Source organism: Nocardioides sp., assembly GCF_036374615.1.
Taxonomy (GTDB): domain Bacteria; phylum Actinomycetota; class Actinomycetes; order Propionibacteriales; family Nocardioidaceae; genus Nocardioides.
In genome coordinates, this window is sequence record NZ_DASUTK010000034.1 from 13,756 (window position 1) to 29,430 (window position 15,675).

General features: G+C 70.5%; 17 protein-coding genes and 1 tRNA gene. 14 read left to right on the forward strand and 4 right to left on the reverse strand.

What is annotated here, in order from left to right:
- Positions 1 to 30 precede the first annotated feature (30 nt).
- The 4 genes from VFZ39_RS02780 (at position 31) to VFZ39_RS02795 (ending at position 5,117) form a co-directional block, all read left to right on the forward strand.
- On the forward strand, positions 31 to 1,188 hold the full coding sequence (locus VFZ39_RS02780; protein WP_330864201.1) for an NAD(P) transhydrogenase subunit alpha: 1,158 nt from the start codon (positions 31 to 33) through the stop codon (positions 1,186 to 1,188).
- The gene (locus VFZ39_RS02785; RefSeq protein ID WP_330864202.1) at positions 1,185 to 1,505 is read left to right on the forward strand and encodes an NAD(P) transhydrogenase subunit alpha; all 321 of its coding nucleotides are present in this window, start codon (positions 1,185 to 1,187) and stop codon (positions 1,503 to 1,505) included. The genes VFZ39_RS02780 and VFZ39_RS02785 overlap by 4 nt, the downstream gene beginning before the upstream one ends.
- Positions 1,502 to 2,890 carry an NAD(P)(+) transhydrogenase (Re/Si-specific) subunit beta gene (locus tag VFZ39_RS02790; protein WP_330864203.1) on the forward strand — a complete coding sequence of 463 codons (1,389 nt, stop codon included), beginning with the start codon at positions 1,502 to 1,504 and terminating at the stop codon, positions 2,888 to 2,890. Before VFZ39_RS02785 ends, VFZ39_RS02790 begins: the two co-directional genes overlap by 4 nt.
- A gap of 115 nt (positions 2,891 to 3,005) precedes the next feature.
- Positions 3,006 to 5,117 (forward strand): sensor histidine kinase, encoded by a 2,112-nt coding sequence (locus tag VFZ39_RS02795; RefSeq protein ID WP_330864204.1) that lies wholly within the window; start codon positions 3,006 to 3,008, stop codon positions 5,115 to 5,117.
- On the opposite strand, the gene upp is transcribed toward VFZ39_RS02795, so the two are convergent.
- Positions 5,099 to 5,740 carry a uracil phosphoribosyltransferase gene (gene upp, locus VFZ39_RS02800; RefSeq protein ID WP_330864205.1) on the reverse strand — a complete coding sequence of 214 codons (642 nt, stop codon included), beginning with the start codon at positions 5,738 to 5,740 and terminating at the stop codon, positions 5,099 to 5,101. The two genes, VFZ39_RS02795 and upp, sit on opposite strands and share 19 nt — an antisense overlap.
- 117 nt (positions 5,741 to 5,857) lie before the next feature.
- Between upp and VFZ39_RS02805 the strand changes: the two genes are divergently transcribed.
- The 6 genes from VFZ39_RS02805 (at position 5,858) to VFZ39_RS02830 (ending at position 9,778) form a co-directional block, all read left to right on the forward strand.
- Positions 5,858 to 6,343 (forward strand): tRNA adenosine deaminase-associated protein, encoded by a 486-nt coding sequence (locus tag VFZ39_RS02805; RefSeq protein WP_330864206.1) that lies wholly within the window; start codon positions 5,858 to 5,860, stop codon positions 6,341 to 6,343.
- A 26-nt stretch (positions 6,344 to 6,369) separates the two neighbouring features.
- Positions 6,370 to 6,801, forward strand: a complete 432-nt coding sequence (gene tadA, locus VFZ39_RS02810) for a tRNA adenosine(34) deaminase TadA (RefSeq protein WP_330864217.1) — start codon at positions 6,370 to 6,372, stop codon at positions 6,799 to 6,801.
- Between the two features lie 30 nt (positions 6,802 to 6,831).
- Positions 6,832 to 7,404: a TIGR03086 family metal-binding protein gene (locus VFZ39_RS02815; RefSeq protein WP_330864207.1), complete on the forward strand. Its 573-nt coding sequence runs from the start codon at positions 6,832 to 6,834 to the stop codon at positions 7,402 to 7,404.
- Between the two features lie 56 nt (positions 7,405 to 7,460).
- A tRNA-Ser gene (locus VFZ39_RS02820) sits at positions 7,461 to 7,550 on the forward strand.
- 509 nt (positions 7,551 to 8,059) lie between these two features.
- A complete protein-coding gene (locus VFZ39_RS02825; protein WP_330864208.1) occupies positions 8,060 to 9,442 on the forward strand; it encodes a right-handed parallel beta-helix repeat-containing protein in 1,383 nt (460 codons plus the stop codon).
- A 12-nt stretch (positions 9,443 to 9,454) separates the two neighbouring features.
- Positions 9,455 to 9,778, forward strand: coding sequence for an MmcQ/YjbR family DNA-binding protein (locus tag VFZ39_RS02830; RefSeq protein ID WP_330864209.1), 324 nt, complete (start codon positions 9,455 to 9,457; stop codon positions 9,776 to 9,778).
- Between the two features lie 192 nt (positions 9,779 to 9,970).
- On the opposite strand, the gene ddaH is transcribed toward VFZ39_RS02830, so the two are convergent.
- On the reverse strand, positions 9,971 to 10,756 hold the full coding sequence (gene ddaH, locus VFZ39_RS02835) for a dimethylargininase (RefSeq protein ID WP_330864210.1): 786 nt from the start codon (positions 10,754 to 10,756) through the stop codon (positions 9,971 to 9,973).
- A 60-nt stretch (positions 10,757 to 10,816) separates the two neighbouring features.
- Between ddaH and VFZ39_RS02840 the strand changes: the two genes are divergently transcribed.
- The 4 genes from VFZ39_RS02840 (at position 10,817) to VFZ39_RS02855 (ending at position 13,440) form a co-directional block, all read left to right on the forward strand.
- The gene (locus VFZ39_RS02840) at positions 10,817 to 11,272 is read left to right on the forward strand and encodes a PaaI family thioesterase (RefSeq protein ID WP_330864211.1); all 456 of its coding nucleotides are present in this window, start codon (positions 10,817 to 10,819) and stop codon (positions 11,270 to 11,272) included.
- Between the two features lie 45 nt (positions 11,273 to 11,317).
- Positions 11,318 to 12,103 carry a crotonase/enoyl-CoA hydratase family protein gene (locus VFZ39_RS02845; RefSeq protein WP_330864212.1) on the forward strand — a complete coding sequence of 262 codons (786 nt, stop codon included), beginning with the start codon at positions 11,318 to 11,320 and terminating at the stop codon, positions 12,101 to 12,103.
- Positions 12,100 to 12,729, forward strand: a complete 630-nt coding sequence (locus tag VFZ39_RS02850; RefSeq protein WP_330864213.1) for a response regulator transcription factor — start codon at positions 12,100 to 12,102, stop codon at positions 12,727 to 12,729. Before VFZ39_RS02845 ends, VFZ39_RS02850 begins: the two co-directional genes overlap by 4 nt.
- A 120-nt stretch (positions 12,730 to 12,849) precedes the next feature.
- Positions 12,850 to 13,440 carry a hypothetical protein gene (locus VFZ39_RS02855; protein ID WP_330864214.1) on the forward strand — a complete coding sequence of 197 codons (591 nt, stop codon included), beginning with the start codon at positions 12,850 to 12,852 and terminating at the stop codon, positions 13,438 to 13,440.
- A gap of 51 nt (positions 13,441 to 13,491) precedes the next feature.
- Here the strand turns inward: VFZ39_RS02855 and VFZ39_RS02860 are convergent, their stop codons facing one another.
- Both VFZ39_RS02860 and VFZ39_RS02865 read right to left on the reverse strand, forming a co-directional pair.
- Entirely contained in the window at positions 13,492 to 15,081 is a 1,590-nt protein-coding gene (locus tag VFZ39_RS02860; protein WP_330864215.1) for a GAF domain-containing sensor histidine kinase, read from the reverse strand.
- Entirely contained in the window at positions 15,078 to 15,494 is a 417-nt protein-coding gene (locus tag VFZ39_RS02865) for a pyridoxamine 5'-phosphate oxidase family protein (RefSeq protein ID WP_330864216.1), read from the reverse strand. The genes VFZ39_RS02860 and VFZ39_RS02865 overlap by 4 nt, the downstream gene beginning before the upstream one ends.
- Positions 15,495 to 15,675: the final 181 nt, after the last annotated feature.

Below are 15,675 nucleotides of genomic sequence, written 5' to 3' on the forward strand. Positions count from 1 at the left end.
TGGCGTCCGATGTCCCCTAGGTTCGCACCCGTGAGGATTGCGATCGCCAAGGAGACCCGGGACGGTGAGGCCCGGGTAGCGATGGTGCCCGAGCTGGTCGAGAAGCTGACCGGTCTCGGCTACGTCGTCGCCGTGGAGCCGGGAGCGGGGCAGCATGCCCTCATCACCGACGAGGAGTACGCCGACGCCGGCGCCGCCCTCGACCCGACCGCGTCCGACGGTGCCGACGTGCTCGTGTCCGTCCAGCCGCTCGACGTCGACCGGGCGCGCGGCCTGGCTCCGGGCACCTCCACCATCTCCTTCCTGCCGACCAACGCGGAGGCCGAGCTGGTCACGACCTACCGGGACGGCCGCATCACCTCCTATGCGATGGAGCTGGTGCCGCGGATCTCGCGGGCGCAGTCCATGGACGCGCTCTCCTCCCAGGCCCTCGTGGCTGGCTACCGCAGCGCGATCGTGGCTGCGGGGATGCTGCGCCGCTTCTTCCCCCTGAACATGACCGCCGCGGGGACGATCCATCCCGCCGAGGTCGTGGTGCTCGGCGCGGGCGTGGCCGGGTTGCAGGCGATCGCCACCGCCAAGCGGCTCGGGGCGGTCGTGTCGGCGTACGACGTGCGCGCAGCTGCTGCGGAGGAGATCGCGTCGATGGGTGCGAAGCCGATCCACCTCGACCTCGAGACGCTCGAGGGTGCCGGCGGCTACGCCCGCGAGATGACCGAGGACCGCGCGGCGAGGCAGCGCGAGCTGCTCACGCCGTACATCGCGAAGGCCGACGCCCTCATCACCACCGCGGCCGTGCCGGGTCGGCCGGCGCCGATGCTGGTGACCCGCGAGATGGTCGAGCAGATGGGCGCCGGCGCCGTGGTCGTCGACCTGGCCGCCGAGACCGGCGGCAACGTCGAGGGCTCGCAGCCCGGCGAGGTGGTGCGGATCGGCAACGCGCAGGTCTGGGGCGGCCGCAACGTCCCGAGCCAGATGCCGGGCCCGGCCTCGCGGCTCTACGCGCAGAACATCGTCAACCTGCTGACGCTGATGACCGCCACCGACGACGAGGGGACCTCGACCTTCGCCCCCGACCCCGAGGACGAGATCGTCGCCGGCGCCTGCGTCACGCGTGACGGGTCGATCCTCCACGAACCCACGCGGATCGCGCTGGAAGGAACTCTGTCGGAAGGAGGGGGGTCATGAGCGAGCCGGTCGTCTGGCTGACCGTCTTCGTCCTCAGCGTGTTCGTCGGCGTCGAGGTGATCTCGAAGGTGTCCTCGACCCTGCACACCCCGCTGATGTCGGGTGCCAACGCCATCCACGGTGTGATCCTGCTCGGTGCGATCATCGTGACCGCCCACGCATCGGGCGTCGCCCTGGCCGTCGGCCTGGTCGCGATCGTGCTGGCGGCGGTGAACATGGTCGGCGGCTTCATGGTCACCGACCGGATGCTGCAGATGTTCACCCGCAAGCGGACGCCGAAGAGTACGGGGTCGGCTGAGAAGGGGGCTGCCGCGTGAGCATCCCCGTCTGGGCGCAAGTCGTCTACCTCGGCTGCGCCGTCGCCTTCATCCTCGCCCTCAAGGGCCTCTCCGGGCCGCGCACCGCCCGTACCGGCAACCTGATCGGCGCTGCCGCGGCCGTCGTCGCGTGCGCGCTGCCGTTCTTCTACCTCGACGACATGGACAACGTCGTCCTGATCCTGGTCGCGATCGCGGTCGGCACTGCCGGTGGCGCCTACGGGGCGCGCACCGTGCAGATGACGCAGATGCCGCAGATGGTGGCGCTCTTCAACGGCGTCGGCGGCGGCGCCGCTGCGTTGGTGGCCCTGCTCGAGCTCGACGAGATCGCCGGCACCGGTCTCGACCTCGGCTGGTTCGTGCTGGCGGCGACCGCGTTCACGGTCTTCGTCGGCTCGGTGTCGTTCGCCGGCTCGGTCGTCACCTTCGCCAAGCTTCAGGAGCTGATGACCTCGCGACCGGTCGTCTTCCCGGGACTCGCGGTGGTGTTCGCTGCCGCGTTGCTCGGTGGCCTGGTGCTCTCCGGCCTGCTGGTCGCCGAACCCGCGATCTGGGCCGGGATCGTGCTCGCGCTGGTCGGGCTGGCGTTCGGTCTCCTGCTCGTGCTGCCGGTCGGCGGCGCGGACGTGCCGATCGTCATCTCGCTCCTCAACGCCTTCACCGGCCTCACCGTCGCGGCCGGTGGGTACGTGCTGTCGAACACGCTGCTGCTCGTGGCCGGCACCCTGGTCGGTGCCTCCGGAACGTTCCTGACCCTGCTGATGGCGAGGGCGATGGGCCGTTCGGTGGCCAACATCCTGTTCGGCGCACTCAAGGGCGGCTCGACGCTCGGATCCGGTGAGGCGTCCGACCGCCCGGTGAAGTCGGCCGGGCCGACGGACGCCGCGATCATGCTGGGCTACGCCGACCGGGTGATCATCGTGCCGGGCTACGGCCTGGCGGTGGCCCAGGCCCAGCACTCCTTGCGTGAGCTGGTCGACGTGCTCGGGGAACGTGACATCAAGGTCGACTATGCGATCCATCCGGTCGCCGGGCGGATGCCCGGCCACATGAACGTGCTGCTCGCCGAGGCGCAGGTGCCCTACGAGCAGCTCAAGGAGATGGACGAGATCAACGGCGACTTCAAGGACGCCGACGTGGTGCTCGTGGTCGGCGCGAACGACGTCGTCAACCCCGCGGCGAAGACCACGCCGGGCGCGCCGATCTACGGCATGCCGATCCTGAACGCCGACGACGCCAAGCAGATCATCTTCATGAAGCGCTCGATGCGTCCCGGTTTCGCCGGTATCGAGAACGAGCTGCTCTTCGACGAGAAGACCACGCTGTTGTTCGGCGATGCCAAGGACACCATGAGCAAGCTCGTCAACGCTGTGAAGGCGCTCTGACGGCACCGGCTCGACGCCGGCGCCTGCTCCTGGGGCAACTCCCGGAATTCGCCTCGCCCACCCGACTCCGCCGCCCATACTGAGCGGACGCTCAGCGGACCAGAGGAGGAGACGGGTGGTGCGGGGGACCGTCGCACGGCCGCGCGTATCGGCGCTGGTGGAGCTGGCGCGTCCGCACGCCACCGCTGCGCTGCTGGTCGTGATGGTCGTGCTCTCCTGGCTGCTCCTCCGCGGGGCCGAGGGCGCCAGCGGCGTACCGCTCGCGTGGCCCGCCGCCGGGCTGCTGCCCGGGGTGCTGCTGCTCAACCACGCCTCGCGCCGGGCCTCGTTGCTCGCGCTCGGCGGTGCGCTGCTGCTGCTCTGCCACCTGCTCGCCGACTACGTCGTGATGCGGTCGGTGGGCTTCACGGTCGCGTCGGTCGCCGGTACCTGGCTGATGATGTTCCGGCTGAACCGACTCAGCCGCGGTGCACGGGGCCGGCCGCGGTTGGCGGAGGAGGGAGACGTCTCCACCCTGATCGGCGGGGCCACCCTCAGCGCCGGCGTCGCCGCCGTGACGATCGCGACGACCGTCGCGGTCACGGGTGACGGCAGTCCGTGGCTCGCGCTGGGCGCCGCCTTCGGGACTCATGCGACCGCGATGCTGATGCTGCTGCCGCTGTTCTTGTCGGGTCCTCGGTTCGCCTCGATCGCTCCTCCGCGCGAACGGGTCCTCCAGTCGGTCGTGACGCTGGGTGTCACCCTCGCGCTCTTCTCGTACGCCGACGCGCCGCCGCTCGTCTTCGCGATCATGCCGATGTTCGCCTGGCTGGCCTTCCGGGGCACGCTGCGCGAGGCGAGCCTGCTGCTGACCGGGGTCGGTGCGATCGCCACCGCCATGACCCTGGCCGGGCGGGGGCCGGTGCACGGCCTGCTCGTCCACTACGACCTCGCCCAGGAGATGGTCAACGCCTACCTCCAGCTGTTCCTGCTCGACTGCGCCCTCATCCTGCTCCCGCTGGTCGTGATCACCACTCAGCAGCGGACCGCGAGCGCTCAGGCGTCGTCCCGGCAGCGGACCCTGGAGCGGTTGGTCGACGCCGCCACCGGCACCGCGGTGTTCGCCATCGGCCGCAACGGCAGGATCGAGCTCTTCAACCCCGGTGCCGAGCGGGTCTTCGCCCGGACGTCAGCCGAGATGGTCGGCGAGCCCGTCGACCGCGTGTTCTCGGACCTCGAGCTGGTCAGGCACGGGACCCGGCTGGGTGCCCGGCCGGTGTTCGCCGACATCTGCTCCGCTGCGGCGGCCGCCGAGGAGGAGCGCCAGCTCTGGTCGTTCAACCGACCCGACGGCGAGGAGCGCGCGATGCTCCTCTCGCTCACCAGCGTCCTCGACGAGCTCGGCGACATCTCCGGCTACCTCTGCGTCGCCGAGGACGTCACCGAGCGGGAGGCCATGCACCGCGCCGCTCTCCAGGCTCTCGAGCACGAGCGCTCCGCGGTGGAACGGCTGCGCGAGCTCGAGCGGGTCAAGGCCGACTTCGTCGCGACGGTCAGCCACGAGCTGCGGACCCCGCTCACCAGCATGATCGGGTACGTCGAGCTCCTCGAGGAGGGTGCGGTCGGCGAGCTGAGCTCGGACCAACGTCAGCTCGCGAACCGGGTGCAGCGCAACGGCCGCCGGCTGCTGTTGCTGGTCGAGGACCTGCTCCTCCTGTCCGAGATCGAGTCCCGCCAGATGAGCATGTCGCCGGTGCAGGGCGACCTGCGCGACGCGGCGGGCGCGGCGCTCGACGGCCTCGGTCCGCTGCTCGCGACCCGCCACCTCGACGTCGTCGTGCGGCTGCCCGACGGGCCGGTCGTCCACGAGGCAGACCCCGACCAGGTCGAGCGGCTGGTGCTGAACCTGCTGGGCAATGCCGTGAAGTTCACGCCGGACGGCGGTCGGATCGAGCTGGTGGTCACCGACCGGCCCGAGACCGTGGAGATCGTCGTCCTCGACACCGGCATGGGGATCCCCGCCGACGAGCAGGACCAGCTCTTCACACGGTTCTTCCGCTCCTCGACCGCGATGGCACAGGCCATCCAGGGCACCGGTCTCGGGCTCACGATCGTGCAGTCGATCGTCGCCCTGCACGGTGGTCACATCTCGGTCTCGTCGAACGAGGGGGTCGGGACGACCGTGTCGGTCAGCCTGCCCAAGCAGTTGCCCGCCGTGTCACCGGCGCATCATTCGGCCACCCCGTAGAGCCGGTCGCCGGCGTCGCCGAGCCCCGGGACGATGTAGCCCTTGTCGTTGAGCTTCTCGTCCATCGCCGCCGTCACGATCGTGACCGGGACGTGGAGGTCCGCGAGCTCCTGCTCGAGTCGCGCGCAGCCCTCGGGTGCCGCCAGGAGGCAGATCGCGGTGATGTCGTTGGCGCCGCGGTCGACGAGGAACTGGATCGCGGCGGCGAGCGTGCCGCCCGTGGCGAGCATCGGGTCCAGCACGTAGCACTGCCGGCCCGACAGGTCCTCCGGCAGTCGTTCGGCGTACGTCGACGCCTCGAGCGTCTCCTCGTTGCGGATCATCCCGAGGAACCCGACCTCGGCCGTCGGCAGCAGCCGCATCAGGCCGTCGAGCATGCCGAGCCCGGCTCGCAGGATCGGCACCACGAGCGGCTTGGGCCGGGCCAGCTTCACTCCCGTGGTCGCCGCGACCGGCGTCACGATCTCCTTCGGCGAGGTCCGCGCCTCGCGCGTCGCCTCGTAGGCGAGCAGCGTCACGAGCTCGTCCGCGAGGCGCCGGAACGTCGGAGAGTCCGTGTTCTCGTCACGCAGGTAGGTCAGCTTGTGGGACACCAGCGGGTGGTCGACGACGTGGGTGCGCATGCGCTGACCCTAGCCGGGGCGCGACGCAGGAGCAGCCCGGGAACCCTAGACCGTGCCGCGGGGTGTCTGACACTCTGGAAGCGACCGAAAGGCGTGTGGACAGGGGGTGTGGAGGCCATGGCGGACCAGCTGGACGGGGTGGACTTCGCCCTTGCCGCCTATCGCGAGGAAGGCGTCTGGCAGGTCGAAGAGCTGGCGCACGACGTCCTCGCCGACGTCGACGTGCTCAGTCACGCGCTGCGCAGGTTTCCTGGTGACGGCGGCGCCGTCGGCATGATCGCGATCGACGAGGACTTCTTCGTGATCGTCCGGGTCGCCGGCTCCGACTCCCGCGTGCTGCTGTCCGACATCACCGCCGCCGACGAGTGGGAGCTCGCCGCGTCCGCCGTCGAGTTCCTCGGCCTGCCGCCGCCCGAGGACGAGGACGACCAGGTCCCCGCCGGCGACCTCGACCTGCTCGGCGACCTCGGGATGCAGGCGATGGACATGGGCGTGCTGCTCGACGACTTCGACCTCTACCCCGACGAGATGCTCTCCGAGGTGGCCCGTCGGCTCGGGTTCGGCCCGCTCTTCGACGAGGCCGTCGGACTCGCGTCCGCCTGACGGTGCCGACGACCTACGACGCCGCGATGCGAGCGGCGCTCGACCTGGCGCGGGCCGCCCTCGACGGCGGTGACGTCCCGGTCGGCGCGGTCGTGCTCGATCCGTCCGGCACCGTCATCGGGACTGGTCGCAACGTGCGCGAGGTGGCAGCGGACCCGACCGGGCACGCCGAGGTGGTCGCTCTGCGCGAGGCGGCCACAGCCCGCGGCGGGTGGCGGCTCGACGGCTGCACCCTCGTGGTGACGCTCGAGCCGTGCACGATGTGTGCGGGCGCCACCGTCCTGGCGCGAGTCGAACGCCTCGTGTTCGGTGCGTACGACGAGAAGGCCGGCGCGGTCGGCAGCCTCTGGGACGTGGTGCGTGACCGTCGGCTGAACCACCGCCCCCAGGTCGTCGCCGGCGTGCTGGCCGAGGAGTCCACCGCGCTGCTGGAGGAGTTCTTCCGTGCGCACCGATGAGTTCCGCGGACGTCGACAGTCGGCACCCGTATGAGCTCCTTCGACCTCGCCGCTGCCACTCAGGTGACCGCGGACGTGGTGTTCGGCGTCGACGACGACCAGCTCTCGGACCGCACACCATGTCCCGAGTACACCGTCGCCGACCTGCTGGACCACGTGCACGGCCTCTCGATCGCGTTCGCCGAGGCGGCCCGCAAGACCGCTGCCGGCGCAGCCCCTTCACCCGACGGGTCGAGGCTGGGCCCGAAGTGGCGGGACGACATCATCGCCGCACTCGGTGACCTCGCAGCCGCCTGGCGGGAGCCAGGCGCTTTCGAGGGCGTCACCATGGCGGGACCGGTCGAGATGCCCGGCGATGCCGCCGCGCTGGTCGCGCTCAACGAGGTCGTCGTGCACGGCTGGGACCTGGCACGGGCCACCGCGCAGACCTACGACCCGGACCCCGGCGCCGTCGTCCTCTGCCGCGAGTTCGTGGCGTCCTTCGAGGCCCCGGCGAACGACGACGGCGGTCTCTTCGGGCCCCCTGTCGACGTGGAAGAGGACGCATCCGACCTCCACATGCTGCTCGGTGCCACCGGTCGCCGACCCGACTGGACCCCCTGATCGCCGCCCCTGCTGCGATTTCGGCGGCCCCCGCCCCCTCCGGTAACCTTCCCGGCGGTGGCGTGTCCGAGCGGCCTAAGGAGAACGCCTCGAAAGCGTTTGTGGGCGCAAGTCCACCGAGGGTTCAAATCCCTCCGCCACCGCCAAGCCAACGTGATGCCTCAGGACATCCGCAAGACCCGAACCCACGGACGTGGTTCGGGTCTTGGTCATGGGTGGGTTCGTCCGATGCCGGCTGGTGCCGTGATGAGAGGTCGCGGGCAACGCGGGCAGCGGCGTGGCATCTTCCCCCCCGTGAGCTCGAGCACCTAGCCTGATCTAGGCCACGTCGCTCGGGGCGAGGGGGATCCCATGCCGATCGCTTGTCGAAGTCTGGTGCGGCGCACCGCCGCCCGGATCCTGCTGCTCGCCGCCGTACCGGTGGGCGCGGTCGCGCTGGCGTCACCGGCGGTCGCGGCCGATATCACCGTTGCGTGTGCCGGAACCACGACCGGCACGACCTTCACTCTCTCACGGCCAACTGCGCCACGACCGAACCCCTGACCGTTCCGAACGGGTTCACCGTCAACGGGCGGGGTTCACGATCAGCGCGACCGATGCCGGTGGCCCGCAGTGGAACGGCGGCATCGTCACCAACGCGACTGCGGGCGGCTCCATGAACATCCAGAACGTCACGATCACCGGTCCTGCGGCGGGCTTCCAAGCATGCGCCGGGGGCGGGGCAGGCAACGTTCTGTACGGCATCTGGTTCAACGATGCGAGCGGCACCGTCACCAATGTGACGGTCGACCACATCTTCCAGGAACAGACCGGCGCGTTCGCGTCCTGCCAGACCGGGCGAGCCATTCGCGCCGACGGCGTGGCCGGACCGCGCGAGGTCACGATCACAGGAACGACGGTCAGGGACTACCAGAAGAGTGGGTTCGAGGCACGCGGGTCGATGACCATGAACCTGACCGGGAGCACTGCTGGGCCACCACATCCTCTGGAAGGGCTGATCGCGCAGAACGGCGTGACCTTCGTCAACACCACCGCCGGAACCGTGGCAGACAACACGATCCACGGCAGCAGCGATCAGGCCCCCGGTCCGCCCGAGTGCGGCAACTGCAGTCCGACCAACGGGACAGGCGTGCTCCTGTTCAGCTCCAGCAACGTGACGGTGACCCGCAACACGCTCCTCGGCAACGGCACCGACATCGGGATCTCGGTCGCCGCCGGCAGCACCGACAACACCATCAGCTTCAACCGCGTCACTCGGACTCCTTCCATGAATCCGGCGAACACCGATCCGACCGGCATCGGGATCCACGTCAGCTCGGGTGCGACCCCTCCTAGTTCCGCAACGCTCATCTGCAACACGTTCAGCGGCTGGAACGAGCGGATCGTCGGCGCGATCCAGATCAACTGCCGGCCGTTGCCCCCCGGCGCCGAGTGCAAGCCCTACGACGCGACCCTGCCCGCCGTGCACGGCATCCCTGACGCGGCACCCCGCGGAGCGGACCCGCGGCCTGCACGGGCGTCATCGCGACAAGCCCCGACGGCCGTGGTGTGGACGCTGGACGAGGGGGCCCTCCCGCCCGGACTGAGCCTTGCAGAGGACGGCGCGATCACCGGCACGCTTCCCCGCAACAGTGCGGGCGTCTACGAGTTCACCGTCCGGGCCACCGAGGCAACCGGTCTGACCGCCACCCAGGAGAAGTCGATCCGCGTCGCCCCGGGCTGCGCACCCGAGCCCACCGCCGGGCCGACCGAGCAACCGACAGGCACCGGTCCCACCGACGAGCCGGGCGCAGTGGTCCCGACGGCCGTCGCAGGCGGTGATCCCGCTCCCGCCCGTGACGCCATGGGAACGGCAGACGACCTCGAGTGGCTGGCTGTGGCTGATCGTGATGGGGGTTGCGGCACTGACCGCCGTCGGGCTGACACGGTCACTCCGCAGCTACCGGAACTGAGCCTGGTGTCAGCGGCCTGGGTGCAGCCCCCATGCAGTCTGGTGCCGGCCTGTGGTTGGGGCCATAGGCTGGAACGAGTCGAGTGAGGAGCGTCATTGATGGTCTCTGAGGACCGGGCGAGGCAGCTCGCGCTCGCGCTGCCAGAGGCCGTCGAGAAGGACCATCACGGGCGGCCGTCGTTTCGCGTTGGCGACAAGATCTTCGCCACCCAGTGGGATGAGCACCACTTCAACCTGATGCTGGACGAGGGCGGCATCCTCAACGCAGTGCAGGCCGCACCCGAGACATGTGCGGAGGTCTGGTGGGGCAAGCGGCTCGCCGCCGTACGCGTTGATCTTCGGAGCGTCGACGCAGAGACATTTGCAGATCTTCTGCTGGACGCCTGGGAGGGCAAGGCCCCCAGAGGCCTCCACCGAGGATGATTCGCCGCCGCTCGCTGCGGCCCGACGGCCCGTTCGGTAGAAGCGACCGTGACGCATGGAGGTGGGCCTCGCCGTCACGGTGCGGGGCCAGTGTCGGCGAGACCCACGTAGCCGCGACGGTAAGGACACCGCGCGACGGATCCGTGAAACGGCGGCGCACGCCGTGAGAGCCGGCTCCGTACTAATGCATCGTCAGCGGTCAGGGCGGCCGCGGAGCCGCACCGAGAGGCAGGTGACGCAGCCCTCGAGCTTCTCGTACTCGGAGATGTCGACGGCCACGACCCGGTGGCCGCGCTGCTCGAAGAGCTCCGCGGTGCGTGGTGCCGAGGTGGACATCAGAACCGTGTCGTCGCCCAGCAGCACGACGTGCGACCCGGCCTCCTCCGGTACGCCGAGGAAGCGGTCGCCCCACACACCGGGGTCGTCGACGAGCGGCTCGTAGCCGACGACCGTCCCGTCGGGCAGTGCGGTCACGGCCGACTTGAGGTGCAGCACCTTGGTCAGCGGGACGGCGACGACCTCGGTGCCGAGCGGCTCGAGGTGGCTTCGGAGCTGTGCCGTCCCCGCGGCGTTCGTGCGGCCGCCCTGGCCGACCCAGACGGTGCCGCCGTGCTTGAGCACGTCCCCGCCGTCGAGTGTGCCTGGCTGCTCGATCCGCGCGACCCGGTAGCCCTGGGCGCGAACCGCCTCCTCCGCAGCAGCAGTCTCGGGCCGGCGCGCGGGCGCACCTGGCCGGCTGATGACCGCCAGGTCGTCGTACACGACCATCGTGTCCTCGACGAACACGGAGTCGGGGCAGTCGTCGGCAGGCGGCACCTCGTGCGTCGTCCACCCGGCGCCGTGGAGCGCGGAGACGTAGCCGTCCCACTGGCGGCGGGCGAGAGCGACGTCCACGTCGTCGCTGCGCTCGATGTGGGTGACCAGCCCCTCGGCCAGCCGGGACGACGGGCGGCGGACCAGCGCGTGACGAGCCTCCATGGGCCGAGTCTCGCAGAGCGACGTACGACAGACTGGTCGTGACCAGTCAGAGGGGACCACATGGACGACTCCGACCTGCACGACCGGATCACGCGCAGCTTCGAGGCCCAAGGGCTGATGCGGCTGCTCGGCGCGCGACTGACGCACGTGGAGCCGGGACTCGTGCGGATCGCCCTCCCCAGCCGACCGGAGGTCAGCCAGCAGCACGGCTACGTCCACGCCGGCGCCACGAGCGCGATCGCCGACAGCGCGGGGGGCTACGCGGCGCTCTCCCTGTTCAGTGCCGACGACGAGGTCCTCACCGTCGAGTACAAGATCAACCTGCTCGCACCCGGGGAGGGTGACCACGTCGAGGCGGTGGGCACCGTCGTGAGGTCCGGTCGCACCCTCACCGTGTGCCGGTTGGAGGTCTTCGGCGTCCGTGCAGACGAGCGAACGCTGGTCGCGGCCGGGCAGCAGACCGTCATGCGCGTCGCAGGCGGGAGTCGGGGCGCGCCGCGATCGGGTCCGTCATGATGGGGCCATGCGTCTGCGGGGGAGAGCCGAAACGGTGACCGGGTCATGACTGTCGTCACGCCCGTGCGCACGGAGAAGGACGGACCCGTCACCATCGTCATCCTGGATCGCCCGGCGACGCGCAACGCGGTCGACCGGGAGACTGCGGACCTGTTGCGGGAGGCCTTCGAGGACTTCGAGGCCGACCCGGCGCAACAGGTCGCGGTGCTGTACGGCGACGGTGGCACGTTCTGCTCAGGCGCGGACCTGAAGACGATGGACCAACGGCTGGAGCCGGACGGGCCGGGGCCGATGGGCCCGACCCGGCTGCGACTGTCGAAGCCGGTGATCGCTGCGATCGAGGGCTACGCCGTGGCGGGTGGCCTCGAGCTGGCGGTCTGGTGTGACCTCCGGGTCGCGGCCACCGATGCGGCGTTCGGGGTCTTCTCCCGCCGGTGGGGTGTGCCACTGATCGACGGCGGGACGGTGAGGCTGCCCCGGTTGGTCGGGACCGGGCGGGCGTTGGACCTGATCCTCACCGGTCGGGAGATCGGAGCCGTGGAGGCCGAGCGGATCGGGCTGGTCAACTGGGTGGTCGACACGGGGACGGCGCTCAAGGAGGCACTCTCGGTGGCGTGGCTGCTGGTGGGGCTGCCGCAGGACTGCCTGCGCAACGACCGGCAGTCGGTGCTGGCCAACGAGGGGGTCGACATCGACCAGGCGATCCGGCAGGAGTTCCGGTTCGGGCTGGAGTCCCTGGCGAGCGGTGAGGCGGCCCGCGGAGCCGCACGGTTCGCGGATGGAGCGGGTCGGGGCGGCGCCGCCGACGTCGTGGACGAGGAGGACGCATGATCCGGGTGTTCCTGCTGGACGACCACGAGGTCGTGCGTCGGGGCCTGCGACAGCTGCTCGAGGACGCCGGCGACATCGAGATCGTCGGCGAGTCCGGTCTGGCCGCCGAGGCCACCGCCCGGATCCCGGCACTACGACCTCATGTGGCCGTCCTCGACGCCCGGCTGCCCGACGGCAGTGGGATCGACGTCTGCCGCGACGTGCGTTCCGTTGATCCGACGATCAAGGCGCTCATCTTGACCTCGTACGACGACGACGAGGCGCTCTTCGCGGCGATCCTGGCCGGAGCGTCCGGTTACGTCCTCAAGCAGGTCGGCGGGCACGACCTGGTCGAGACCATCCGACTGGTCGCCGCCGGTCAGTCTCTGATCGACCCCGCTCTCACCGCCCGCGTCCTCGACCGGGTGCGCAACGGCGACCGGACGCCCGAGGAGCTGGCTGTCCTGACCGAGCGGGAGCGCGAGATCGTCGGGCTGATCGCCGAGGGCCTCACGAACCGCCAGATCGGTCAGCGGCTGCACCTGGCCGAGAAGACCGTGAAGAACTACGTCTCCAGCATCCTCTCCAAGCTCGGCCTCGAGAGCCGAACGCAGGCCGCGGTGCTCGCCACCCGTCTCCTGCGCTGACGTCGCCGGGACCAAGGTCCCGGTCAGCCCCGTCTCTTGCCCCTGATCCGGGACCACTCACCGCGGGTTGCATGGACTCAGGAGGAGCCGACCGGCTCCGACATCAAGAGGAGAGAGACCATGACCACCACCACCAACGAGACCGGGACGGTCCGCCAGCCCGGGACGATGCCCGTCGTGAGCGGGGCCGCAGCCAAGGCGCTCGCGGTGCTGCGGATCGGATTCGGGCTCACGTTCCTCTGGGCGTTCTTCGACAAGCTGTTCGCTCTCGGCTTCGGCACCGGCCGCAGCGTCGACCCCGAGACCGGGGTCGAGACGGTCGACCGGTTCGGCGACGCAGCCTTCATGAACGGCGCCAGCCCCACCGAGGGGTTCCTCGGGTTCGGTGCTGACGGGCCGTTCAAGGACTTCTACAACAACATCGCCGGGGCGGCCTGGGCGGACTGGCTGTTCATGGCCGGCCTGCTCGGCATCGGTCTCGCCCTGACGCTCGGCATCGGGATGCGGATCGCCACCATCTCCGGCGCCGTGCTCTACATGCTGATGTGGACCGTCGTCCTGCCTCCGGAGAACAACCCGGTGCTCGACGACCACGTCCTCGGGGCGATCACGATGATCGTGCTGCTGCTGACCGCGGCAGGCACGACGTGGGGTCTGGGCCGGACCTGGAACGAGCTGCCACTCGTCCGCCGGCAGCCCTGGCTCCGCTGAGCACATCACGGTCGCACCTCCACCCGGCGGGTGGAGGTGCGATTGTCGTGCTCAGAGCGGCACCCGCCACGTGAGCACGGTGCCGCCGTCCTCCCCGACGACGGCCGTGAAGTCGCCGCCGAGGTCGCGGGCCCGGCGCCGAGCGTTGGCCAAGCCGCTCTCGTGCCGCTCCCCCGGCAGGCCGCGACCGTCGTCGGTCACGACGAGCGTCGCCGATCCCTCCACCGCCTCGACGTCGACCCAGGCGCCGCTCGCCGCGGCGTGGCGGGCCACGTTGCTCAGAGCCTCGCGCAGCACCGCGAGCATCGCGTCGGCCACCGCGCCCGTCACGGCCGTGTCGACCGGGCCGCGGCTGCGGACCACGGCGGGGAAGCCCAGCGGTTCGGCGTACTCCTCGGCGAGCGCACGCACCTGGGCCAGCACACCACCTGGTCGCTCCTGCCGCAGCCCGAAGATGGTCGAACGGATGTCGCGGATCGTCTCGTCGAGATCGGACACCGCCTGGTCGAGGCGTTCCTGCATCACCGCCGAGTCGGCCCGCTGCCGGACGCCCTGGAGCTGGAGCCCGGTCGCGAACAGTCGCTGGATGACCACGTCGTGCAGGTCTCTCGCGATCCGGTCGCGATCACTCACGACCGCGAGCTGCTCCCGGTCCGACACCGCCTGGACCCGGTCCAGTGCAAGAGCTGCCTGGGTGCCGAACGCCGCCAGCATCTCGCGCACCTCGAGCAAGGTGTGGGCCGACACCGGGCCAGGCGTGCGTACCGCCACCAAGGCGCAGGGAGCGGTCAGGTGCGTCGGGATGGGTGCCACGATGAAGGCCCGCCCATCATGGGTGCCGGTGGTCGCGCTGCCCCCGGAGACCGCGGACCGGACCGCGTCGGACAGGTGAGGCAGCACCTCGTGGACGGCGGCAGCGTCGCGGCCGTCCACTGCCTCGACGAGCTGTTGGTCACCTTCGACCACGATCACCCCGAGGGTGTGCTCGCCCAGTGCCCGGCGGCCGGCGATCGCGACCTGCGAGCGGGCGTCGGTGAGCGCGATGGGTGGCTCGAGGGCTTCGGAGAGCCGAGCCGTGGCCTCGAGCCAACGTCGCTGCAGCTCGCTGTGCTCGTAGCTGCGAGCGTTCTCGATCACGAACCCAGCAGCCCGCGCGAGGGCCTGCACCAGCAGCTCGTCCTGTGTCGAGAAGGCCTGGCCCCCCTCCTTCTCGGTCAGGTAGAGGTTGCCGAAGACGGTGCCGCGGATCCGGACCGGCACTCCGAGGAACGTGCGCATCGGCGGGTGGTGGGGCGGAAACCCGACGGAGTCGGGGTGGCTGGTGAGGTCGGTCAGCCGCAACGGGTCGGGGTGCTTGATGAGCAGGCCGAGGATGCCGCGGCCGTGGGGCAGGTCGCCGATCAGCGCTCGCTCCTCGTCGGTGACCCCGTGCGTGACGAAGTCGTCGAGCAGCATCCCGTCGGGACGCAGCACGCCCAGTGCGCCGTACCGCGCCCCCGTCAGCGCACGAGCGGAGCTCACGATCCGGTCGAGCACCCCGTGGATGTCGAGGTCCGACCCGATGGCGACGACCGCGTCGAGCAGCGCGTGCCCAGCCGGGGTGAGGGCAGGGTCGCGCCCGGCGTCGGGGTCGAGGCTCACCCGGCCATTGTGACCGCGGGCCCGATCCGGCGACCAGTGAGGTCGTCCCACCGCAGGCGGACGAACAGCCACCGTTGGCCACCGGCCCACGGCCTCGGCTGCACCCCGGACTGGATCCGGCGCAGCTCCACGTCGTCCTCGACGACCGCGCCCCGTCCGGTGGCGACCACACTCCATCCGCTGTGCTGCTCGGGGTCGATCTGGTCGACCTCGAAGGCCAGCTGGCTGTTCCAGGCGTGCATCCCCAGGACGCTGTAGGGCGTCGTGCGGAACACGATCGAGTCGTCGATGACGGCGAAGTTCACCGGGATGATCCGTGGCCCGTCGGCGGTGCACACCGCCACTCGCCCGACCTCCTGGGTCGCCAGCAGCTCCGCACATGTGGTGTACGGCAGCTCGATCGGCATGGCCATGGCCCGCACCTCCGTTCTCCTCTGACTGGGTCTACAGACGAGTCTGCGCCGCTCCGAGCGTGCACCGAAGGGCCGAAGGTCCCGTCTTGAGCGTGGCGTGTGCCTGAGAGTGCGCCATGGCGCACTGTGAAGGCTCAGGACATCGCGGACAGAAGAAGTCTCATGACATCGCGGACACTTG